Here is a 23,376-nt window from a genome sequence, read left to right on the forward strand (position 1 = left end):
TTCCGGTGAGATAACGGGGATTCGCCTCGCGCGATCAAATACCTGACGCGGCGGCGACCGGACGGAGCCCGATCCGCGTTTCGAGCGGGCGAGAAACCGCGTCCGGCTACTTCCGTCCGGCGTGCGTCCGGCTACTGTATGACACGGTACCAAGCACTGCTCGGCACCGACATGGACGACGCCGCCGTGGACGAGGCCCTGACGGAGATCGGCGTCGGCGTGCTCTCGATGAGCGCCGACGGAGTCCCCTACGGCGTGCCGCTGTCGTTCGGCTACGACGGGGAGGACACGCTCTACTTCGCCTTCCTCGGCGGGACCGACGAGCTCCGGAAGGAGACGTACGCGGCGCAGTCAGAGGTCGCGAGCTTCGCGGCGTTCGACCTCGACCCCGACGGGTCGTGGCGGAGCGCGATCGTCGCCGGCCCCATCGACCGCATCGCGCCGGGGGAGTGGGACGCCGCGCGCGAGGCGATGGCGGACAACGCGTATCAGGCGACCCACCTCACCGAGTACGAGTTCGGGGAGGAGCCGAACGTCTGGGCGCTCGAAGCCCGCGACCGGGCCGGTCGCGCCGTCGGTCGGTGACGGTCGCGACGGCGGCCGGAGACGGTCGCGCCGTCGACGGGTGGCAGCCGTACCGGCGGCCCTCGCGGCTACACCAGCCCGCCCGTAGTGAACACGACGTAACAGATCGCCACGAGCAGCCCGGAGTGGAGCAGCGCCTCGTAGCGCCCGCGCGAGGCGGTGCCGGCGAACCAGCCCGACGCGAGCATCGTCGCCTGCGTGACCACGTACAGCCGGAACCGTTCGAGCTCCGGGTGGACCGTCTCCGGCTCGGTCACGAGGTCGGTTGCGGCGGCGAGGTCGGCGAGCCGTGCGGCGTCGATCACCTGCGTGTTGACGACGGCGACGACGCCGGCGACCAGCGCGGCCGCCGCCCAGCCGACCGCGACGTACGGGTGCATCGACGAGCGGAGCGCGCGCTGCTCGCTGTACAGCTGCCCCACCTCGATCCGGAGCGTCTCGAAGACGGCGTCGGCGTCGCTGCCGGCGTTCAGCGCGCCGGTGACCAGTCCGAGCGTCCCCGCCGCGAGCGGGGTCCCCACGCGCTCGACGAACCGGTCGATGGCGGCCGCGCGCACGTCGGCGGATTCACCGTCGTCTCCCGCCCCCGATCCCCCCGTCGCCGTCGTCGACCGCAGCGCGAACGCGAGGTCGGCCACGTCGTCGTCGAGGACGCCGAGGTCGACGTCTCGCGCGACGGCCGCGACCGCGTCCGGGAGGGGGCGCCCGTGCGCGACGTGGCCGGAGACGGCGTGGACGAAGTCGGCCAGCTCGCGGTCCTTCGCGTCGTCGATCCGGGTGCGCCTGACCGCGACGCTCCCTACGGGAATCGCGAACGCCGCGTACGAGAGCAGGGCCACGTTGACGAGCGTGTACTCCGCGAGCGCGAGCCCGACCGCGAGCAGGGCGGCCGGGGGCGCGCAGGCGACCGCGGCGCTCGCCGGGTTGCGTCCGGCGGAGGCGACGATCGCGCGCGCCGATCCCGGCAGGTCGTAGCTCGCGCGCTGGTTCGGCGGGCGGAGCGTCCCGACGGCGACCGCGCCGGCGAGTCCGATGGCGACGAGGAAGCAGACGGCCCCGTAGAGGACGACCGCCCGCGTCGGCACCACGCCGACCGGCGTGTCGACCGGCGGCAGGAGCTCGGGCACCACCACGGTGAGCGCGGTCGCCGCGATGACGAGCAGCGCCGGCAACACCAGCACGGCGACGAACAGCTCTGTGAGCAGCTCCAGGAACCGTCGCGCGCGCTTTCGGGCCCGGTCCTGTCGGTGCGCGAGCATCCGGCTCTCGGTCCGGAGGTACTCCGCGAGCGCCGCGTCGCCCGTCGCCGCGTGCTTGCGGAACTTCAGGAGGAAGGGCGCGAGCAGCTCCCGCGAGGGGGTGTCGCGGGCGACCCGCCGCAGCCCCTCGTCGAGGCTTCCGGCCAGCCGCGCCGCGTTGAGCGCCTTCCGCAGCGAGGTGGCCGTCCCGCCGTATGCGTCGCTCGCGGCGGTCTTCGCGACCATCTCGCGGGGCCCGTCGCTCCCGGACGCGAGCAGTTCGAGGTACCGGACCGCCGCCGGAAGCGTCCGCTCGATATCCGTCCGGCGTGTCGCCGTGATCCACCGGAGGCGGAGCCCGCCGAGCCGCACCGTCGCCCGCTTCGCGAGGAGTCCGGTCGACGCGGCGAGCGCGACGGCGACCGCCTCGGGCGACGCCGACCCGATCGGCGCGGCGCCCCCGACCGCCCCCTCGGCGACCGCGAGCAACCCCGGTGCCGCCCCGAGCGCGACGAGGAGGGTCGGTCCCGCGACGGCGAGCGCGACGAGCCACGAGCACCCGTACACCCGCGACAGGTACGTCTCGAACCCCGTGTTCAGCGCGGTCCCGCGGTACCGCTTCCGGTCGGCGTCGTGGCGCCGGTCGCTCGCGTGCCGCGCGAACAGCGCGTAGAGGGCCCGGTCGACCACGACCGACCGACCGTCGCGCAGGAACCCGTCGGCCTCGGCGGCGTCGACCGCCCGCCCGATACGCGCGCTCCCGTCGTCACCGTCGGTCGTCGGCTCCCGGCTCACGGTCGCCTCCGGTCGTCGCGCCCGTCGCTCTCGTCACGCTCGCCGGTCCGTCCGTCCTCGCGCTCCATCGTCCGCGCCGCGCGCTCGACGGTCGCGGCCTCGTCGGTCCGGAGGTCGGCGAGGAACTCGAACAGCGCGTCGGCGTCGTCGACCCCCTCGCGGACGAGGTACTCGACGTACCGGCGCTTGGCGGCGAACTCCGACCGCACGGCGTCGACGTCGCGGTCCGTGTGGTCGGCGATCCGGCCGAACACGCGGAGGCGCGGCCCCTCGTCGGGGGCGGCCGCCGCGTCGCTCTCGGGGGCGCCCGGGAACCGGAACTCGCCGTCGGCGTCGCGCCACGCGACGGTGTTGTGGTACACCGCCTCGCCGCCCTTGTCGACGACGCCGGCGCCGCCGCGCTCGGAGTTCCCGGCGGGGCTCCGCTTCGCCTCCGGGTCGAGGGCATCGTACTCCTCGGCGGAGAGCGGCTCGACCGCCCGCGAGACGTACCGCTCCCCGTCGACCTGCCGCGGGAAGACGACGAGGTCGATCTCGCGGAGGAGGTACGGCGGGAGCCCGCGCTCGACCACGCGGTTGGCGAGCGCCTCGACGTCCTCGGCGTGCGTCGACCCGATCACACCGTGGCCCGTGTTCAGGGTCTCCGCGAACGTCTCGAAGCTCGCCGGCGTGTTGATCTCGGCGATCACCTCGACGTCGGGGTTCAGGTAGTTCGCCTCCGTCATCAGCTCCGACATGCTCACGGCCTTGTACGCCTCCTCGTGCTCGCGGGTCGTGAGCGACACCCCGGTCTCGTGCGGGAGCCGCACCTCTCGGGAGCCCTCGTCGATCGACACCGGCCGGTCGTCGAACGGGATGAAGGGGGTGTGAGCGTTCAATAGGGTCGTCTTCCCCACGCCGGTCGGCCCCGCGAAGAGGACGACCCCGCGGTGCTCGTACAGCAGCCACAGCAGCGTGACGAGGTCGGCCGAGAGCGTCCCGCGCTCGATCAGGTCGACCGGCGTCATCGCGTCCGCGCTCTGCTTCCGGATCGAGACGTGGGGCCCGTCGGCGGAGATGACGGGTAACGCCACCGCACAGCGCACCGTCTCGTCGACGCCGTCGACGTCGAGGTTCACCTTCGCCGACGGCGTGGCGGCGTTGAGCTCGGTGCCGTCGCGGGCCGCGAGCCCCGTGACGACGTTGACGAACGTCGTCTCGTCCTCGAACGCGAGGTTGGTGGGCACGCGAGCGCCGGTCCCTTCGGTCCCCCGCAGGACCGACGCCCGCGGGACGACCTTCACGCGCTCGCCGACGCGGTTGGCCTCCACGTCCTCTAAGTTCGGGTCCCGGATCGGCACCGTCAAGATCCCCTCGCCGACGAAGTCGCGGAGCACGTAGTACGCCAAGTCGTCGAGCCGGTCGCGGGCGTACCGGGAGTCCACCGGCGGCACGGCGAGCCCGCGCTCGGCCAGCGCGGACCGGGCGCGGTGGGCGGCCGCGTCGAGCCACGCCCGGGTGTTGCGCGCGGTGAGCCGCCGCGAGAGGAACCGCCGGGCGTGCTCGGCGACGAACGCCTCTCGGTCGTCGACGGCGCCGTTGACGGTCGTCTCCCAGATCCGCTCTTTGCACTCCTCGATCAGCGCCGCGTCGCCCGGGAGGAGGTCCGGCTCCAACGCCGCGTACTTCGTCTCGAACGCGTCCGACCCGAGCAGGCGCTCGCGGTAGACGACCACGTCCACCGAGAGCCCCGCGAAGCCGACCGCGTACCGCGCGAGCCGCTCGGCGGCGACCCGCTCGACGTAGTCGGCGTCGGCGTCGATCCCCGTCTCCAGGGGCGCGAACGTCTCCGTGTGGACGACCAGCTCGCGCTCGTCGCCGACGTCGGCCACCTCGATCCGGTCGTCCAGCGCGAGCGGCGTCACGTCGCCGAGGAGCCGGAGGTCCCGCAGCGCGTGGTAGCCGATCCGGCGGCGCGCGGCGGCGCTCGCGTCGAGCAGCCGGTCGAGCGCGCGGTCGTACTTCGGCTCGAACCCCGCCTCGGCCCGCTCGACGACCCCGACGCGGGTGAGCGGGCGGCGGTGCCGGACCGCGGAGAAGTGGTCGCGGACGCGCTCTAAGGCCGCCTCGTCGCCGGGCGACAGCGGCGGCTCCCGCACGTCGTAGCCGAACCGGCCGCCGTCGCGCTCGCGGACCGTGGCGACCACGCCCGGCGCGGCCTCGTACTGCGCCCGCACGTCGGGGGCGTACCACGCCTCGGGGTCGTCCGGCGGGACCGGCGCGGGCACCGCGCCGTCCCGGTCCTCGTCCGTCTCGTCGACGATTCGGAGCGTCGGGCCGTCGCTCACGGGCGGGCCTCCCGCCCGCGCAGTCGAGGGATCAGCGGGTCGCTGGGCCGCGTCATCGTTCGATCGGCGGGTGGCCGCCTGACCGTGTTAAGGGTTCTTTTCTGTCACTGTCTCTATGTTTAATCCCGGCGAAACGACGCGGGGCCGCCGCCGTCACCGATCGACCGCCTCGTCGGCGACGACCGACCACATCGCCGCCGCCGTCAGGCTCTTTCCTCTCTCCGCCGGACGGTTACTCGATGACTGACACCATGCGAGCCGCGGTCGTCCCGGAGCCCGGCGCCGAGTTCGAACTCGTGGAACGCGAGGTCCCCGAGCCCGACCCCGGCGAGGTCCGGGTCGCCGTCGAGGCGTGCGGGATCTGCCGCAGCGACGAGTTCGTCGTGGAGGGGACGTTCCCCGGCGTGAGCTACCCGCGCGTCCCCGGCCACGAGATCGCTGGAATGGTCGACGCGGTGGGCGACGACGTGGACGCGTGGGAGCCCGGCGAGCGCGTCGGCGCGGGCTGGCACGGGGGGCACTGCTTCACCTGTGAACCCTGTCGCCGCGGGCAGTTCCTCCAGTGCGAGAACGCCGAGATCACCGGGCTGAGCTTCGACGGCGGCTACGCCGAGTACGCGACGGTCCCGGCCGAGGCGCTGGCGGCGATCCCCGACGACCTCGACGCGGTCGACGCTGCACCGCTGCTGTGCGCCGGGATCACGACCTACAACGCCCTGCGCAACTCGGACGCCCGCGCCGGCGACCTCGTCGCCGTCGTCGGCGTCGGCGGCCTCGGCCACCTCGCGGTCCAGTACGCCCACGCGGCCGGCTACGAGACGGTCGCGATCTCGCGCAGCCCCGACAAGGAGCCGCTCGCGAGGGAGCTCGGCGCCGATCACTTCGTGAACGCCGCCGAGGCGGACCCGGCCGCCCGGCTCTCCGAACTGGGCGGCGCGAGCGTCGTCCTCACGACCGCGCCCGCGAGCGACGCCATCGAGTCCGTCGTGGGCGGCCTCGGCGTCGACGGCTCCGTGATCATCGCCGGGATCCCGGGCGAGCCGGTGTCGGTCGACGCCCAGCAGCTCGTCGGGACGCGCGGCGCCGTCGAGGGGTGGGGGTCGGGCCACGCCCGCGACTCGCAGGACACCCTGGAGTTCAGCGCCCTCCGCGACATCACGCCGGCGGTCGAGACGTACGCGCTCGACGACGTCGCCGACGCGTACGACCGCATGGCCGACAACGAGGCGCGGTTCCGGGTCGTCTTGGAGCCGTAGGCGGCGCGCCGGCGCTGGCCGACCGAGCCACCCCCAGGGCTCCGGCCGTCGGCCGATCGATCGTCCGATTTCCGGCCCGACCGGGTTCCGCCACCCTCTCACTTTTCCCCCGCCCGCCGGAAGCCGACTCCATGCGCGCTGCCGTGTTCAACGGTCCCGGCGAGATCGACGTCGAAGAGCGACCGCGGCCCGAGATCGAGGCCCCGACGGACGCGATCGTCCGCGTGACCCACACCGCGGTCTGCGGCTCGGACCTCTGGTTCTACCGCGGCGACAGCGACCGCGACGCGGGCTCGGCGGTCGGCCACGAGCCGATGGGGATCGTCGAGGAAGTGGGCGACGACGTGACCTCCGTCGCCCCCGGCGACCGCGTGCTCGCCCCGTTCTCCGTCTCCTGCGGCGAGTGCGAGTTCTGCCGGAAGGGGCTCCACACCTCCTGTACGAACGGCGACTCGTGGGGCGGCGACAACGGCGGCGGACAGGGCGAGTACGTCCGGTCGACCCACGCGGACGGGACCCTCGTCCGGGTGCCCGACCGCCACGCCGACGACGAGGACACCCTCCGATCGCTCTTACCACTGACCGACGTGATGGGCACCGGTCACCACGCGGCCGTGAGCGCCGGCGTCGAGGCGGGATCGACCGTGGTCGTCATCGGCGACGGCGCGGTCGGGCTCTGCGGCGTCCTCGCGGCCCGCCGGCTCGGCGCCGAGCGAATTATCGCGGTCGGCCACCACGAGGACAGGCTGGAGCTCGCCGAGGAGTTCGGCGCCACGGAGACCGTCTCCGAGCGCGGCGAGGCCGCGGTCGAGCGAATTCGGGAACTCACCTACGGCGGCCCGAACCACGTGATGGAGTGCGTCGGCGCCGCGAGCGCGATGAACACCGCCATCGACGCCGTCCGCCCCGGCGGCCGGATCGGGTACGTCGGCGTCCCCTACGGCGTCGAGGAGGAGGGCCTCGACGTGTTCGGGATGTTCGGCGACAACGTCACGCTCGCGGGCGGCGTCGCTCCCGTCCGCGCGTACGCCGAGGAGTTGATGGCCGACGTGCTGCAGGGGACGCTCGACCCCGCGCCGGTCTTCACCGAGACGGTCGGGCTCGACGAGGTCGCGGAGGGGTACCGGATGATGGACGAGCGCGAGGCGATCAAGGTGCTGGTGAAACCGTAGCACCGCGGTCTCGGTCGCTCTCGACGTCGTTTTCGGCACAATACTTATCAGCGACCGACCCTTGCGAACAGTTGTCATGTGCCATCACCACATCGAGGCGCGCTCGATCGAGGAGATCCGAGAGCGTCACCGGCCCGAGGAGGCGGACGAACGGCTCGACGAGACCCCCGACGTCGAGGCCGTCGACGATTCGGCCGACGACGCGGAACCGCCGGCCGAGCCGCGCGCCCCGGCCGACGACTGACGCGGCCGGAGACGACTCCGCCTCGAACCCCGACGATTTTTCGCGCGTCGCTCGCGGAGCCGCGGGCAGCCCGCGGTGCCGGATCCGTGACAGATCGCGGCGGTGAGCCATCGATCGCGACTCGACTCAGTCACCGAGCAGGTAGCGGAACGCGCGCAGGTGGTTCGACCCGCTCTCGGTGACGGAAAGGTACTGATATTTGGAGTGTTCCTCGAGCTCGACGAACCCGCGGCTCTCAAGCGGCTCGACGACGTGCGTGTTGAGCCGCCGGTAGTACCCGCGTTTCGGGTTCTGAACTCCCTCGGTGTCGTACCGCTCGACGAAGGGGAGGCCTTCCCGACGGCCGTAGTCGATGAGGTCTCTCTTGGTGACGGGCTGGTTCCGCTCGACGTACGCGAGGACGGCGACGCGTTCGGCATTCGGCTCCTCGATCGGGTACTTCGGGAGCGTCTCCGGTGGCTTCGCGCCCGAGGCCACCGGTCGTTCCTCGCCGCCCGCGTACTCCTCCGCGCGGACGTAGTACGGGATCGCGCCGGTGACCATGCAGGCGATCATCCCGCCGATCGCGGTCACCTTCGACCCCGACGCGAGGTTCACGTAGACGTTGTGGTCGCTGAGGCGGTTCGAGATCTCGGCGATCGTCCCGAGCGAACTGAAGAGGTTGAAGATGTCGCACTCGATGGTCTCGGTCCGGATCCCCTCGTCTCGGACGCGCTGACGGGCCGTCTCGTGGTACGACGGTCGGTCGACGTCCTCTCGATCGGCGTCGGGTTCGAGGAGGATCACCTCGTCGGCGTTCCCGTCGACGACCGGACGGACGATCCGGTCCAACTCGTATCCCAGCGGAACGATATGAACACGTTTGGGGACGTCGAGATCGCTCATGTATCAGCTGGTTACCGGGACCATATTGACGATTGTGATCACACTGTCGTTTGTTTTGTTCGTGTCAGCGTAATACCTATCCGACCGGGGGCGTTGTTTCTGGTCGCCGGCAAGGGTTCCCGCAGACGCGTGTTTTCCCCTCTACCCGAATGACACGGGTCACCGTCCCGTCGGTGGTCCCGTTCGGCCCTCCCCCCGTCTCGGTGACTGCCGGTTTCGTCGCCCGAGACCTCGTCGGCGAACGCAGTCCTCTTTTTGCGGTCACTCGACCCACATCCGACCTCAGCGACCCGTATCCGATCTCCGGTTACAACCGCGCGGAGTCCACCAGACCGCACCGATATTCACTCGCGTCCGACTCAGAGAAAATACCCCCGCGTGAGGTAGCTTTATTTTCATGGACAAGCGTGATAGAGCCGCTATATGACGGACGTCACTCTTCGCCGGACGCAGCTTGCAACGCCCGCGAGCGACGAGAAAATGATGCACTCGGCGGCCGACAGCGACGCCGACGAGGTGTTCCTCGACTTAGAGGACTCCGTGGCGCCGAACGCCAAGCCGGACGCGCGCGAGCCGCTTATCAAGGCCGCCCGCGAGGAGGACTGGAGCGACAAGGTCCTCAGCTTCCGGATGAACGGGATCGACACCAAGTGGTGGTACGACGACCTGATCACGGTCGTCGGCGAGGCGGGCGAGTTCATCGACGACATCATCGTCCCGAAGGTCAAATCCGCCAGCGACGTCCACACCGTCGAGAACCTCCTCGCACAGGTCGAGGAGAACAACGACCTGGAGGTCGGCGGCATCGGCCTCGAACCCCAGATCGAGGACGGCGAGGGTATCCACAACGTCCACGAGATCGCGCACGCCTCCGACCGGCTCTCCTCCATCATCTTCGGCCCCGGCGACTACTCCGCCGCGATGGGAACGCCCGGACTCGACATCGGTCAGTTCCCGGAGTACCCGGGCCACTACTGGCACCACGCCCTCTCCGAGTGTAACTCCGCGGCGAAGTCCGCCGGCCTGCCGTGTCTCGACGGCCCGTACGCTGACATCGAGGACGCCGACGGATTCCGCGAGTCCGCCGAGAACGCCAACATGATCGGCTGCGACGGCAAGTGGGCGATCCACCCGTCGCAGATCGAGATCGGCAACGAAGTGTTCGCGCCGGACCCGGAGACCGCCGAGCGGGCCAAGCGCATCGTCGACGCCTACGCCGAGGCGATGGAGGAAGGCAAGGGCGCCGTGAGCGTCGACGGGCAGATGGTCGACGAGGCGACCAACAAGATGGCCCAGGACATCGTCGAGACCGCCGAGGCCGCCGGCATCCTGTAACGGCCGCGTCAGACGCCGAGCGCTCTCTTTTTATCGCTTCTATCGATCCCGGAACGCGTCGTTTCGCCGCGCGATCGCTCCGAAACGCGTCCTTCCCCGTCCCCCGCGCTCACCGAACCGCGTTCACTCGACGGGCTCCGGGAGGAACGGCGTCGGGTCGTCGTGGACGAACCGAACGGTGTCGTCGTTCAGTCGGCGACAGAAGAGGCGCACGGTCCCCGACTCCCTGATCGACTCGATCGCCTCCGCCGCCTGGCTCGGGTCGTAGTACGCGGGGACGAACGCGGCCGTCTCGCTCTCGGGGTCGGTCTCGACGACGAGCAGGTAGACCAGCCCGTCGCCCTCCGCCCGGAACACCTCGACTTCCCGGAACTCCCGGTCGTCGACCGCCGATTCGAGGTCCTCGAACTCCGGACCGGGGAGGACGACGTCGAGGCCGGTCCGACGGTCCGAGTCGACGAGGACCGAGTCGCCGGGGTGCAGTTCGAGCGTCGTCCACCCGCGCTCCCGGTACTCCGCCGCGGTCGCCTCCATGTCCTCGATGACCGCGGTCCACCCGTCGCCGACCTGTGCGCTCGCGGGTGCGTCGCCGCCTGCTGGTTCGTCCATACCGGGAGACGCGCCGGTAGTCGGTTGAATGTTTCCACTGGAGCGCGGCTCGCGTCCGCGCCTCGAATTCCCTCCCATCCGATAGCTCCCGGTCGAGCGACAGATTGAGTACCCTCGTGCGAATTGTCCGCACACGTTCGCATGAGCCCGCCGAACGCCCGCCCCTTCGACCCGGTCGAAGCGACCGTTTCGGAGATCCACGACGCGTACGAGACCGGCGAGACGACCGCCGAGGCGGTCGCCGACGCGCACCTCGCGCGGATCGACGACCACGACGACGAGCTGAACGCGATCCTCGCGGTGAACCGGGACGCGCGGGATCGCGCACGCGAACTCGACGCCGCGTTCGACCGCGACGGGTTCGTCGGCCCCCTCCACGGGATCCCGGTCGTGCTCAAGGACAACCAGGACACGCGCGACATGCCGACGACCGCCGGCTCGACCGCTCTCGCCGAGTCGCGGCCGACGCGGGACGCGTTCGTCGTCGCGCGGCTCCGCGAGGCCGGCGCCGTCGTCCTCGCGAAGGCCAACCTTCAGGAACTCTCCTTCGGCGTCGACACGGTCAGTTCCCTCGGCGGGGCCACGCGGAACGCGTACGCCCTCGACCGGCGACCGTCCGGGTCGAGCGGCGGGACCGCGGCCGCCGTCGCGGCGAGCCTCGGCGTCGTCGGGACCGGGACCGACACCTGTTCGTCGGTGCGCTCGCCGCCCGCGTTCAACGACGTCGTCGGGGTTCGGCCCACGATGGGGCTCGTCAGCCGGACGGGCATCGTCCCCCTGAGCGACACGCAGGACACGGCCGGCCCGATCGCGCGGACGGTCGAGGACGCGGCGCGGACGCTCGACGCGATGGCCGGCTACGATCCCGCCGATCCGGTCACGGCTCGCGGCGACGGTCGGATCCCGGATGAGGGGTACGCCGCCGGGCTCGACGCCGCCGGGCTCGCCGGGGCGCGGATCGGCGTCGCACGGGAGTTCTTCGGTCTGCGAAACGACGAGAGCGCGCCGGAGCGCGCCGCCGATCGCGTGACGGCGGTCGTCGAGGACGCGATCGGCGAGCTGGACGCGGCCGGCGCGACGATCGTCGACCCCGTCGACGTCGTCGATCACACCCGCCTCGAAAGCGCTCGGGTGCTCGAATACGAGTTCGCCCGCGACTTCGACGCGTACCTCGCCGAGCTGGGCGACGCCGCCCCGCACGACTCGCTGGCCGACGTCGTCGCGACCGGCGAGCTGCACCCGTCGGTCCAGGCCAGGTTCGAGGACGCGGCGATCCTCGACACCGACGTCGACGCGCTCGACGAGAACACCGGCTACCTGCGGAGCCTCCGCCGCCGCGAGGCGATCCGGGACGCCGTCCTCGCCCGAATGGCGGCCGACGACCTCGACGCGATCCTCTATCCCCCGTCGCGAGTGCCGCCGGTCGAGATCCCCGACAACCAGCCGTTCGAGGAGATGAACTGCGAGCTCGCCGCGCACACGGGGCTCCCCGCTATCGTCGTTCCGGCCGGCTTCACCCCGGCGGGACTGCCGGTCGGCGTCGAGCTGCTCGGTCGCGCGTTCGACGAACGCCGGCTGTTCGAGCTCGCGCACGCCTTCGAGCGGGCGACCGACCACCGACGGCCGCCGGACCGGTTCGTCGAATAGCGGGGGAGCCTCCGGTCGCCCCGGCCGCGCCGGCCGCGAGGGCCGGGGAAGTACGATCCCGAACGTCGGGGGAATGCCGCTTCCGAACATCGACACCGAAGAGAGTCGACGACCCCGACGAATACCATATGAGATGTGAAACGCATCCTCAAAATGTCTCCACATAGGCGTGCATCGGTCGAGGCTTAGACCGGATATTTTTCCGTATAGAACCACTAAGACCTGTAGTTACGATGTCGGTCGACGACCCCGACGAAGCCACGGCTGCGCCGATCGAACTCTTACACGTCGACGACGATCCGGCGTTCCTCGACCTGACGGAATCGTTCCTGACGAACGAGCTGGTCGACGTCGACGTCACCACCGTGACCGACCCGGAAGCGGTGCTCGCGGAGCTCGACGCCGGGTCGTTCCACTGCGTCGTGAGCGACTACGACATGCCCGGCACGGACGGGCTCGAGCTGCTCGCCGACGTCCGCGAGCGGTTCCCCGATCTCCCCTTCGTCCTCTACACGGGGAAGGGGAGCGAGGAGATCGCCGCGCGGGCCATCAACGCCGGGGTGACCGGGTACCTCCAGAAGGGGGGACCGGACCAGCACCGGCGCCTCGCGAACCGGGTCAAACACGCCGCACACGAGTACCGCGCCAAGATCGAGTCGGAGCGCTACTCGACGGTGCTCCGCGCGCTCGACTACCCGATCTACGTCGTCAACGCGGACGCCGAGTTCGAGTACGTCAACGAGGCGTTCCTCGACCTGGTCGGATACGACCGCGACGAGATCATCGGCAGCCCGCCGGAGAAGATCAAGACCGACGAGGGCGTCCGCCGGGCCAACGACATCCTCGCGTCGATCGTTTCGAGCGAGGGGCCGGCGACCCAGCAGTTCCGCGTGGACATCCAGACGAGGGACGGCGACACGGTGCCCTGTTACGACCACATGGCGGCGCTCCCGTTCGACGAGGAGTTCCGCGGGTCCGTGGGGATCCTCAGGGACGCGACCCGCGAACAGCGGCAGCGCGAGGAGCTCCTCCGGCAGAACGAGCGGCTCGACGAGTTCACGTCGATCGTCTCGCACGACCTCCGGGCCCCGCTGCAGAACGCTCAAACGGCGGCCGAGATGGCCCGCACGACGGGCGACGACGCGTACCTCGACACCCTCGACCGGGAGCACGACCGGATGGAACGGATGATCGACGAGCTGCTCACGCTCGCGAAGGAGGGCCGGACGGTGTCGGAGACGGAACCGGTCGACGTCGGCGCGGTCGCCGCCGAGGCGTGGGAGCCCTTCGGCTGTCCCCGGGACGCGCTGGAACTGCCGGACGGCGACCTTCACGTCGACGCCGATCGCCCCCGCGTCCGGCGCCTCCTCGAGAACGTCCTCCGAAACGTCGACGATCACTGCGCGTCCCCCGTAACGGTACGGGTCGGCCGGTCCGACGACGGGTTCTACGTCGCCGACGACGGGCCCGGAATCGACGCGGCGGAGTGCGAGGACCTCTTCGAGCCCGGGTTCACCACCGCCGCCGACGGAACCGGGTTCGGGCTGGCCATCGTCAAACGCATCGCGGACGCCCACGGCTGGGCGGTCTCGATCGGCGAGAGCGCGACCGGCGGGACGCGGGTCGACTTCGATACCGATCCGACGGCTCAGGCGACGAGCGATCCGGCCGTCCCGTCTCGGGGGTGACCGTCGACCGTCTCCGAAGATATTTTCTCGTGAGGCGCGCTACCGCCGGTAGTGACCGACCTCCTCTCCCTCTCGGCGCTCCGGACACAGTTCAGGACCGAACGGGGCGCCGTCAAGGCGGTCGACGGTATCGACCTCTCGATAGAGCACGGCGAGACCGTCGGTCTCGTCGGCGAGTCCGGTTCCGGTAAGAGCGTCACCGCCCTCTCGGCGATGGACCTCGTCGACGACCCCGGCGAGGTCGTCGGCGGCCGGATCGCCCTCGCCGACTCGGCGCTCGCCGCCGCCCTCCTCGACGAGTTCGACGACGCGTACGTCCCGTACCCGTCCGGACTGATCGACGCGGTCGCGGCCGTGAGCAGCGACCTCCGCGCCGGCCGACGCGTCCCCGAGACGCCGACCGAACTCCGCGGCATGGCCGACGACCTCGCCGACGAGGCGGACCCCGACGACCTCGCCGGCGACCTCGCGACCGCCGCCGACCGCCTCGAAGCCGACGCCGACCCGGAGACGGTCGGCGAGGATCTGGAGGCGGCGCTCGCCGACGCCGTCGACGGCTTCGTGTTCCTCGACGCCGCGGCGCGCGAGCGGATCCGCGACGGCGCGAGGCCGAGCGACGTCGACATCGAAGAGGGCATCGTCGACGTGACGGCCGCCCCCGAGGCGGCCGTCCGCCGGGTCCGCGGCGGCGAGATGGGCATGATCTTCCAGGACCCGATGACCTCGCTCAACCCGGCGGTCACCGTCGGCGAGCAGATCGCCGAGTCGCTGCGGCTCCACCGGTACGGCGGCCAGAAGCGCGACTCGTGGCTCAACGGGATCCGCGAGATCCTCCCGAAGGCCGGCGGCCGCGACGGCGACGAAGAGGTGATGGACGAGGTCGTCAGGATGCTACAGGCGGTCGGTATCCCGGAGGCGAAACAGCGCGTAGACGACTACCCGCACGAGTTCTCGGGAGGGATGCGCCAGCGCGTGCTCGTCGCCATCGCGCTCGCCTGCCGGCCGAACCTCCTCATCGCCGACGAGCCGACGACCGCGCTCGACGTGACGATCCAGGCGCAGATCCTCGACCTGATCGACGACCTGCAGGCGGAGTTCGGAATGTCCGTCCTGATGATCACTCACGACCTCGGCGTCGTGGCCGAGACCTGCGATCGCGTGGCCGTGATGTACGCCGGCGAGATCGTCGAGGAGGGGCCCGTCGAGGAGATATTCGCCAACCCCAGTCACCCCTACACGTACACCTTACTGGAGTCGATCCCCACCGAGGAGAAGGAGCGGCTGACCCCGATCGAGGGGAACGTCCCCGACCTGATCGACATGCCCGACGGCTGCCACTTCGCGCCGCGCTGCCCGTGGGCCGAGCCGCGGTGTCGCGAGGGGGAGATCCCGTACCTCCAGCACGGCGGGGACGACGTCGACCACCGGTCGAAGTGCGTCCACGACGAGTTCGACAAGGCCGCGTACGGGACCGACGGCGTCGCGGTCGGCGCCGAGTCCGCGGTCGGCGACCCGATCGTCGAGGTCCGCGGCATGCGGAAGTACTACGAGCAGGAGGACGGCCCCCTCGACCGGGTGTTCGGCGGCGGCGACCCGAGCGTGAGGGCCGTCGACGGGATCGACCTCGACGTGCGCGAGCGGGAGACGCTGGGGCTCGTCGGCGAGTCCGGCTGCGGGAAGTCCACGGCCGGGCGGGCGATCCTTCACCTGGACCCGCCGACCGACGGCACCGTCGTGTTCGCCGGCGAGGACCTCGGGTCGCTCTCGAAGTCGGACCTCCGCAAGCGGCGCAAGGACATGCAGATGGTCTTTCAGGACCCGATGTCGAGCCTCGACCCGCGGATGACGGCCGGCCAGACGATCATGGAGCCGCTGAAGATCCACGACCTCGCCGATGGGCGCCGCCGCGAGCGCGTCTTCGAGCTGATGGACGCGGTCGGGTTAGAGCGCGGCCAGTTCGGCCGCTACCCGCACGAGCTCTCCGGCGGCCAGCGCCAGCGGGTCGGCATCGCACGGGCGCTCGCGGTCGACCCAGACTTCATCGTCGCCGACGAGCCGGTGTCCGCGCTCGACGTGAGCGTGCAGGCGCAGATCATCAACCTCCTGGAGGACCTCCAGGAGGAGTTCGGCCTCACCTTCCTGTTCATCGCCCACGACCTGAGCGTCGTCCGGCACATCTCCGACCGGGTCGCCGTGATGTACCTCGGCGAGATCGTTGAGGTCGCCGAGACGGACGAGCTGTTCGAGACGCCGAAACACCCCTACACCAGGGCGCTCCTGTCCGCGATCCCGGAACCGGACCCCCTCGCCGACACGGGCGACCGAACGATCCTCAAGGGAGACGTCCCGTCGCCGATCGACCCGCCCTCCGGCTGTCGGTTCCGTACCCGCTGTCCGTCGGTCATCCCCCCGGACGACTTGGAGATCGACCAAGAGCGGTACCGGGAGGTGATGTTCTACCGACAGCGCCTGGAGTCGGGGGACATCGACCTCGACGCCATCGAGTCGGAGGTCCGCATCGAGGAGGGGTCGGCGCCGACCGCGGTCGCCGACGGCGGCGAGCACCCGACCCTCTTCGAGTACTTCTTCGACGGGCCGCTCTCGGGAGAGGCGCGGGCGGTCGTCGCCGACTCCTTCGAACACCTCAAGAACGACCGGTGGGAGGCGGCCGAGGAGACGCTCCGCGAGACGTTCGAGAGCGTCTGCGAGCGGGAGAACCCCGCGCTCGACGAGAGCGGTCATCCCGCCGCGTGTCACCTCTACGACGACCACCCGGATAGGTAAATAAGTAAACAGTCGACCACTCAAGCGGTGTTTGTCCCGCGGTTTCGTCCTGTCGAACCACCAGAATTATCCGTGTCGCCAGTGTATCGCCGACGATGTCCCCAGACACAACGGAAACGTCACGACGCGGATTCCTGCAACGAGCGGGCGGCGCGACGGTCGCCACGGCGTCCGTCACCTCCCTCGCCGGCTGCGGCGGAAGCGGCGGTGACGGCGGCGACGGCGGCGACGGTGGCGACGGCGGCGATGGCGGTGACGGTGGCGACGGCGGCGACGGCGGCGACGGCACGACCTCCCTCCGCTACGGCCGCGGCGCCCACTCCAGCACCCTCGACCCGCAGAACACGACCAGCGGCGAGGTCGCGAAGGTCACCAACCAGGCGTACGAGGGCCTGATCGCGTTCCAGCCGGGCGAGGCGTCGCTCACGGAGTCGCTCGCGACCGACTGGTCGCTCGACGGCGACTCGGTGACGCTCACGCTGCGCGAGGGCGTGACCTTCCACGACGGCTCGGAGTTCACCGCCGACGACTTCATCGCCACCTACCGGCGGTTCGTCGACGACGACTACGAGTACCACTTCGAGGACTCCTCGGTGTACGGGCCGTTCACGCTCGGCAACTGGATCGACACCGTTGAGGCGCCGGGCGACTACGAGCTCTCGATCACGCTGACCCAGACGTACGCGCCGTTCCTCCGCAACCTCGCGATGTTCGCGGCCGTCGTCATCTCCCAGGACGCGATCGAGGGCGATACGAACCTCGGCGAGGAGATGGTCGGCACCGGGCCGTTCCAGCTCGAGACCCTCGACGACGCCAACAACCGCATCCGGCTCACCGCCTTCGACGACTACTGGGGTGAGAGCCCGAACGTCGACGAGGTGCTGTTCCTCACCCGCGGGCAGAACTCCACGCGCGCCCAGGCCCTCGTCGAGGAGGAGCTCGACATCATCGACGGGCTCGACCCCGACAGCATGCAGATCATCGAGGGGTCGGACACCGCCGAGAGCCGGACGGCGACGGGGATCAACATCGGCTACATGGCGTTCAACCTCTCGCGCGTCGAGGCGTTCCGCGACCGCCGGGTCCGCCGCGCGATCAGCTACGCCATCGACACGCAGGCGATCGTCGAGAACATCTACTCGGGGATCGCCACGCAGGCCGACCAGCCGATCCCGCCCGCGCTGTTCGGCCACAACGACGACATCAGCCCCTACGAGTACGACCCCGAACAGGCGCAGAGCCTGCTCGAAGAGGCCGGCTACGGCGACGGGTTCTCGTTCTCGCTGACCACGTTCCAGAACCCCCGCGGGTACAACCCGGCGCCGCTGCCGACCGCCGAGACGATCCGGTCGAACCTCTCCGAGGTCGGCATCGAGGTGTCGATCGACGACCGGCAGTTCTCCGACTACCTCACGTACACCAGCCAGGGGAACCACGACGCGACGCTCGCCGGCTGGTACACCGATAACGCCGACCCGGACAACTTCTGTTACGTCCTGCTCCACCCGCAGACCGACGTGCCGGAGGGCCAGGACTGGGTCGACTGGGGTACCGAGGGGTTCAACACCTCGAACAACGCCGCGTGGGCCAACAGCGAGTACATGACCGTCGTTGAGGAGGCCCAGCGGACCACGAACCAGGAGGACCGGGCCGAACTGTACCAGGAGGCCGCCCAGATCGCCCACGACGAGGCGCCGTGGGTGTTCATCGACTACGCCGACGAGGTCCGCGGCGTCTCCAACGCCGTGAGCGGCTACACGGTCGCCGCGATCGGCGGCCCGTACCTCGAAGCGGTCGAACTGGAGTAGTCGACGCCGAACGCAGATTTTTTGACCGTCCCACGCGCCCGTTTGCTTGAATGGTCTCCAAACGTTTCGTATTCAAACGGCTACTCATGCTGTTCCCCGTGCTGTTCGGGGTCGCGACGGTGGTCTTCGCTATTCTCCACCTCTCTCCGGGCGACCCCGCCGTGGTCATCGCCGGGGAGCGAGCGAGCCAGGAGTTCGTCAACCAGGTCCGCTCGGACCTGGGACTCGACGACCCCCTCTGGCAGCAGTACGTCCGCTTCCTCGGCGAAGTCGCGACGTTCGACTTCGGCCAGTCCTACCAGGTGAATCGGGGCGTGCCGGTGAGCCAGATCCTCGCGGACCGGCTCCCGATCACGATCGAACTCGCGCTGCTCGGCCAGTTCGCCGGGCTCCTGTTCGGGCTCCCGCTGGGAATCTTAAGCGCGGTCAAACAGGACACGTGGACCGACCACCTCACCCGTATCGGCGCGCTGAGCGGGATCAGCGTTCCGATCTACTGGAGCGGCCCGCTGCTCATCCTGCTTTTCGCGCAGTTCCTCGGGCTCCTCCCGACCAGCGGTCGCATCGGCTCCGAGTACTTCGTCGAACCGGTCACGGGCCTCATCCTCGTCGACACGCTGTTGGCGGGGAACGTCGCGGCGTTCCAGTCCGCGGTCGTTCACCTCCTCCTGCCGGTGGTGGTGCTCGGAATCTATCAGATGGCGCTGCTCTCGCGCATGATGCGCTCGTCGATGGTCGAGGTGATCCGCCAAGACTACATGCGGACCGCTCGGGCGAAGGGACAGGGCTCGAAGATCACCGTGATGAAACACGGCCTCCGCAACGCCTTCATCCCCGTCATCACCGTGATCGGCATCCAGTTCGGATCGCTGCTGGGCGGCGCGGTGCTCACGGAGACCGTCTTCGAGATCAACGGCATCGGCACGCTGCTCGTCGACGCGATCAACCGCAGCGACTACCCCGTCGTCCAGGGCACCGTCCTCGTCTTCGCCGTGTTGTATACGCTGGTTAACCTGGGCGTCGACCTGACCTACTCGGTCCTCGATCCCCGCATCGAACAATGAGCACGGAGACACAGACCGGCACCGTCGACCGAGGCATCGTCGAGCGGCTGCGCGCGAGCCCGTTCCTCTCGCAGCTCCTCTCGAACCGACTCGCGATCACCGGGATCGTCATCATCGTCGGCGTCGTCCTGATCGCGGTCTACGCGCGTTTCACCTACGACCTCAACGACCTCATGGCGACCCAGTTCGGGACGAACCCCTCGGAGTCCGCTCCCAGCGCGGAGTACCTCTTCGGCACCGACGGGCAGGCCCGCGACATCTTCCCCCGCGTGCTGTACGGGGCCTGGTACGCCGTCCTCTACGGCACGGTCACCGTCGTCGCGTCGACGTTCCTCGGGGTGAGTCTGGGAATCGTCGCGGCGTACTACGGCGACCTCACCGACAACGTCATCATGCGGACGATGGACGTCCTGCTGTCGTTCCCGTCGCTGCTCTTAGCGCTCGCGCTCGTCACCATCTTCCCGGAGGAGCTGGGCCTGTGGCGGGCCGTCGGCGCCCTGACGCTCGTCTACACGCCCCGGTTCGCCCGCGTCGTCCGCGGGGCCGCGCTGAAGGTGCTCGAAGACGAGTACACCGACGCCACGAAGGCGCTCGGCGCGACCGACCCGCGGCTGCTCATCCGTCACGTCCTCCCGAACTGCCTCGCGCCGATCACGGTCCAGTCGACGCTCAACTACGGGCTGGCGATCATCGACATCGCGGCGCTGTCGTTCCTCGGCTTCGGCGCCAGCCCCGGAGAGCCGACGTGGGGGATGATGCTCTCGAACGGCGTCGAGTTCGGGCTGTTCTCCGGGGCGTGGTGGTGGTCGTTCTTCCCCGGCCTGCTGCTCGCGCTGACGGTGCTCGGGTTCAACCTCCTCGGCGACGGGATGCGCGACGCGCTCGACCCGCGGATGCGAGAGACCGTTGACTGACCGCGACGTCCGGCCGTTCGGACGGACGGTCGCCCGGTGGGTCGGCGTCGGCGCCCTCCTCGGGCTCGTCGTCGCGGGCCTCCTCTTGCCGGTCGCCGGCGCGCGCGAGGCGACCGACACCTCGTTCGCGCTCGGCGCGCTGCTGTTCGGTTTCGGCGTCGCGACGTGGGGCGGGACGGTCGGCTTCGGCGGCTCCATGTCGGCGGTCCAGAGCCACCTCGGCGGCGAGTCCGAGTGGAGCCGCGAGGGGGCGCGACAGGCGTTCGCCGTGTTGACCTGGGTCGGCGCGGGCTGGACGGGGACCGCGGTCGCGGCGTCGATACTGCTCGTCGGGCTATAGCGGCTCGATCAGCTCGACCGCGTGCCCGTCGGGGTCCTTCACGAACGCGGTGCGCGCGCCGGCCTCGGGCTGGTCGCCCGGCTCCTTCACGACGCCGTGGTGGTCGATCGCCTCGAACGTCTCGTCGACGTCGCCGACGCCGACGGCGACGTGGTCGTAGCGGTCGCCGTCGTCGCTCGGCTCCTCGCCGTCGGTGTCCGACAGCTGGAACTCGACGCCGGCGTCGTCGGAGACGTACACGTTCCGCGTGTCGCCGTCGGGGGTCGTGAACTCCCAGGAGCGCTCGAACCCGAGCTGCTCGACGTACCAGTCGGCGGTGCGGTCGGCGTCGGCCACGTTGAGACACGTGTGGAGTATCTCCATGCGTCGGCCTCGCTCGACGGGGCAATAAATCCCGGCGAGACGCGGCGGGACGGAGTCGACTCTGGGATGATTCGAGAAGCGTACAAGCGTGAAAAAGCGGAACGACGCGGCTCCCGGCCGCCGCCGGCGCCTCGCGATCATACTCATTTTTAACAAAGGATTTATTCTCCCTTCGACCCGGTGTTGCGGTATGGCAACTGAGCCCACGTGGGGAGCCGACACGCCGGACCTAGACACGTCGTCGGCCGCGCTCGGCCATGACCGACCGGACGTGCCCGCCTACCGGGCGCTCGCGGAGGACCTCCGCGAGCGCGTCGCGGGCGAGGTCCAGTTCGACGAGTACGCGCAGGTGCTGTACGCCACCGACGGCAGCATCTATCAGGCGCGCCCCGCCGGGGTCGTGACGCCGCGCTCGGTCGAGGACGTGCAGGCGACGATGCGGGTCGCGGCCGACCACGAGGTCCCCGTCATCCCGCGGGGCGCCGGCTCCTCGCTGGGCGGTCAGACGGTCGGCCCGGGCTGTGTCGTGCTCGACTTCTCGAAGTACATGGACGAGATACTCGACGTCCGGCCCGACGACCGCCGGGCGGTGGTCCAGCCCGGCGTCGTCCAGGACCACCTCGACGACCGGCTGGCCGAGGACGGCCTCAAGTTCGCGCCCGACCCGGCGTCCTCGGCGCGCGCGACCGTCGTGGGCGGTATCGGCAACAACTCCACGGGCGCGCACTCGGTGCGGTACGGGATCACCGACGCGTACACGGAGGAGCTGACGGTCGTGCTCGCGGACGGGTCGCTGATCGAGACCCGCGAGGTCGTCCTCGACTCTCCGGAGTACGAGGAGATCGTCGGCAAGGACGACCGGGAGGCCGCGCTGTACGAGACCACCCGCGAGCTCGTCGCGGAGAACGAGGCCGAAATCGACGAGAAGTACCCGAACCTCAAGCGCTCCGTCTCCGGGTACAACCTCCACAAGGTCATCTACGAGAACGACGAGGGCGAGGAAGTGATCAACCTCTCGAAGCTGTTCGTCGGCGCCGAGGGGACGCTCGGGACGATCGTCGAGGCCGAGGTGTCGCTCGTCACCCGCCCCGAGGAGACGGCGCTCGCGCTGTACACGTTCGACTCGCTGGTCGACGCGATGAAGGCGGTGCCCGAGGCGCTGGAGTTCCCGGTGAGCGCGGTCGAGCTGATGGACGACGAGGTGTTCTCGCTCGCCGCGGGCTCTCAGGAGTTCGCGCAGTACGCCGAGCCGATCCCGGACCGCGCCACGGCGGCGCTCATGCTGGAGTGGGACTCCGAACTCGTCGACGACTTCGAGGACGCCATCGCCGACACGAACGCCCACTTCGTCGACGAGGGCGACGCCTTCGACGTGCTGGAGGCGTACACGCCCGAGGACCAGGCGGACCTCTGGAAGCTCCGAAAGGCGGCGATCCCCCTTCTGATGAGCATGCAGGGCGACCCGAAGCCGTACCCGTTCATCGAGGACGCGACGGTGCCGCCCGAGGAGCTCGCGGAGTACGTCGGACAGTTCGAGGACGTCCTCACCGACCACGACACCTCGGCCGCCTACTTCGCGCACGCCGGTAGCGGGACCCTCCACATCCGTCCGATCCTCTCGCTGAAGGAGGAGGAGGGCGTCGAGAAGATGCACTCCATCTCCGAGGACGTCACAGACCTCGTGATGGAGCACCACGGCGCCTTCTCGGGCGAGCACGGGGACGGGCTCGCGCGCACCGAGTTCAACCCGAAGATGTACGGCGAGGATCTCTGGAGCGCGTTCCAGGAGCTCAAGTCGACGTTCGACCCCGACTGGCGGATGAACCCCGGGAAGGTCGTCTACGTCGACGGCGACACCGCCGCCGAGCGCGGCTACCCCGACAGCGCCGCCGACACGGACATGCGGGAGAACCTCCGGTACGGTCCCGCCTACGAGTCGATCGAACCGCAGACGGAGCTGGACTTCGACGACGAGGGCGGCTTCTCGCACCTCGTCGAGCTGTGTAACGGCTGCGGCACCTGTCGCGAGACCGACTCCGGCGTGATGTGTCCCACCTACCGCGCCTCCGAGGAGGAGATCCAGGCGACCCGCGGCCGCGCGAACATGCTCCGGGCGGCCATCAGCGGGGAGCTCGACGACGAGGAGATCCACTCCGATCGGTTCCAGGAGGAGGTGCTCGGGCTCTGCGTCGGCTGTAAGGGCTGTAAGAGCGACTGCCCGACCGGCGTCGACCTCGCGAAGCTCAAGGCCGAGGTGAAACACGAGCACCACGAGGAGGAGGGATCGGGGCTCCGCGAGCGGATCTTCCGCGACATCGACCG

At 70.1% G+C, this 23,376-nt stretch carries 18 protein-coding genes; 13 read left to right on the forward strand and 5 right to left on the reverse strand.

The genetic code is table 11. The features are described 5' to 3' along the window. Window positions 1-138 precede the first annotated feature (138 nt). Window positions 139-585, forward strand: a complete 447-nt coding sequence (locus SD626R_RS04175; protein WP_092563894.1) for a pyridoxamine 5'-phosphate oxidase family protein — start codon at window positions 139-141, stop codon at window positions 583-585. A gap of 68 nt (window positions 586-653) precedes the next feature. Here the strand turns inward: SD626R_RS04175 and SD626R_RS04180 are convergent, their stop codons facing one another. Together SD626R_RS04180 and SD626R_RS04185 are read right to left on the reverse strand one after the other, a co-directional pair. Further along, entirely contained in the window at window positions 654-2,618 is a 1,965-nt protein-coding gene (locus SD626R_RS04180; RefSeq protein WP_092563897.1) for a type II secretion system F family protein, read from the reverse strand. Then, the gene (locus SD626R_RS04185) at window positions 2,615-4,945 is read right to left on the reverse strand and encodes a type II/IV secretion system ATPase subunit (protein WP_092563900.1); all 2,331 of its coding nucleotides are present in this window, start codon (window positions 4,943-4,945) and stop codon (window positions 2,615-2,617) included. The genes SD626R_RS04180 and SD626R_RS04185 overlap by 4 nt, the downstream gene beginning before the upstream one ends. A 251-nt stretch (window positions 4,946-5,196) precedes the next feature. On the opposite strand from SD626R_RS04185, the gene SD626R_RS04190 reads away from it, so the two are divergent. From SD626R_RS04190 to SD626R_RS16700, 3 genes are all read left to right on the forward strand, one after another. After that, a complete protein-coding gene (locus SD626R_RS04190) occupies window positions 5,197-6,201 on the forward strand; it encodes an alcohol dehydrogenase (RefSeq protein ID WP_092563963.1) in 1,005 nt (334 codons plus the stop codon). 131 nt (window positions 6,202-6,332) lie between these two features. Continuing rightward, window positions 6,333-7,373, forward strand: coding sequence for a zinc-dependent alcohol dehydrogenase family protein (locus SD626R_RS04195; protein WP_092563903.1), 1,041 nt, complete (start codon window positions 6,333-6,335; stop codon window positions 7,371-7,373). A 76-nt stretch (window positions 7,374-7,449) separates the two neighbouring features. After that, window positions 7,450-7,617 carry a hypothetical protein gene (locus SD626R_RS16700; RefSeq protein WP_176697264.1) on the forward strand — a complete coding sequence of 56 codons (168 nt, stop codon included), beginning with the start codon at window positions 7,450-7,452 and terminating at the stop codon, window positions 7,615-7,617. Window positions 7,618-7,743: 126 nt separating this feature from the next. Here the strand turns inward: SD626R_RS16700 and SD626R_RS04200 are convergent, their stop codons facing one another. Next, entirely contained in the window at window positions 7,744-8,502 is a 759-nt protein-coding gene (locus SD626R_RS04200) for an HFX_2341 family transcriptional regulator domain-containing protein (RefSeq protein ID WP_092563906.1), read from the reverse strand. A gap of 423 nt (window positions 8,503-8,925) precedes the next feature. Between SD626R_RS04200 and SD626R_RS04205 the strand changes: the two genes are divergently transcribed. Then, entirely contained in the window at window positions 8,926-9,837 is a 912-nt protein-coding gene (locus SD626R_RS04205) for an HpcH/HpaI aldolase/citrate lyase family protein (protein WP_092563909.1), read from the forward strand. A 123-nt stretch (window positions 9,838-9,960) separates the two neighbouring features. Here the strand turns inward: SD626R_RS04205 and SD626R_RS04210 are convergent, their stop codons facing one another. Beyond that, window positions 9,961-10,446, reverse strand: a complete 486-nt coding sequence (locus tag SD626R_RS04210) for a DUF7529 family protein (RefSeq protein WP_092563912.1) — start codon at window positions 10,444-10,446, stop codon at window positions 9,961-9,963. Window positions 10,447-10,587: 141 nt separating this feature from the next. Between SD626R_RS04210 and SD626R_RS04215 the strand changes: the two genes are divergently transcribed. From SD626R_RS04215 to SD626R_RS04245, 7 genes are all read left to right on the forward strand, one after another. Beyond that, complete coding sequence (locus tag SD626R_RS04215; RefSeq protein ID WP_092563915.1) at window positions 10,588-12,093, forward strand: amidase; 1,506 nt, start codon at window positions 10,588-10,590, stop codon at window positions 12,091-12,093. A gap of 233 nt (window positions 12,094-12,326) precedes the next feature. Further along, window positions 12,327-13,781 carry a hybrid sensor histidine kinase/response regulator gene (locus SD626R_RS04220; RefSeq protein ID WP_092563918.1) on the forward strand — a complete coding sequence of 485 codons (1,455 nt, stop codon included), beginning with the start codon at window positions 12,327-12,329 and terminating at the stop codon, window positions 13,779-13,781. A 51-nt stretch (window positions 13,782-13,832) separates the two neighbouring features. Next, window positions 13,833-16,565: a dipeptide ABC transporter ATP-binding protein gene (locus SD626R_RS04225; protein WP_092563921.1), complete on the forward strand. Its 2,733-nt coding sequence runs from the start codon at window positions 13,833-13,835 to the stop codon at window positions 16,563-16,565. Window positions 16,566-16,660: 95 nt separating this feature from the next. Beyond that, window positions 16,661-18,373 (forward strand): ABC transporter substrate-binding protein, encoded by a 1,713-nt coding sequence (locus SD626R_RS04230; RefSeq protein ID WP_092563924.1) that lies wholly within the window; start codon window positions 16,661-16,663, stop codon window positions 18,371-18,373. A gap of 50 nt (window positions 18,374-18,423) precedes the next feature. Continuing rightward, window positions 18,424-19,437 carry an ABC transporter permease gene (locus SD626R_RS04235; protein ID WP_092563927.1) on the forward strand — a complete coding sequence of 338 codons (1,014 nt, stop codon included), beginning with the start codon at window positions 18,424-18,426 and terminating at the stop codon, window positions 19,435-19,437. Continuing rightward, window positions 19,434-20,351, forward strand: a complete 918-nt coding sequence (locus SD626R_RS04240; RefSeq protein ID WP_092563930.1) for an ABC transporter permease — start codon at window positions 19,434-19,436, stop codon at window positions 20,349-20,351. Before SD626R_RS04235 ends, SD626R_RS04240 begins: the two co-directional genes overlap by 4 nt. Beyond that, the gene (locus SD626R_RS04245) at window positions 20,344-20,691 is read left to right on the forward strand and encodes a DUF7268 family protein (RefSeq protein WP_092563933.1); all 348 of its coding nucleotides are present in this window, start codon (window positions 20,344-20,346) and stop codon (window positions 20,689-20,691) included. Before SD626R_RS04240 ends, SD626R_RS04245 begins: the two co-directional genes overlap by 8 nt. Here SD626R_RS04245 and SD626R_RS04250 read toward each other — a convergent pair. Further along, the gene (locus SD626R_RS04250) at window positions 20,686-21,054 is read right to left on the reverse strand and encodes a VOC family protein (RefSeq protein ID WP_092563936.1); all 369 of its coding nucleotides are present in this window, start codon (window positions 21,052-21,054) and stop codon (window positions 20,686-20,688) included. The genes SD626R_RS04245 and SD626R_RS04250 overlap by 6 nt on opposite strands. Before the next feature lie 190 nt (window positions 21,055-21,244). On the opposite strand from SD626R_RS04250, the gene SD626R_RS04255 reads away from it, so the two are divergent. Further along, on the forward strand, window positions 21,245-23,376 hold a 2,132-nt coding region (locus SD626R_RS04255; RefSeq protein ID WP_092563939.1), incomplete at its 3' end, for an FAD-binding and (Fe-S)-binding domain-containing protein.

It is taken from the genome of Halorubrum sp. SD626R, assembly GCF_001261915.1.
Lineage (GTDB): Archaea > Halobacteriota > Halobacteria > Halobacteriales > Haloferacaceae > Halorubrum.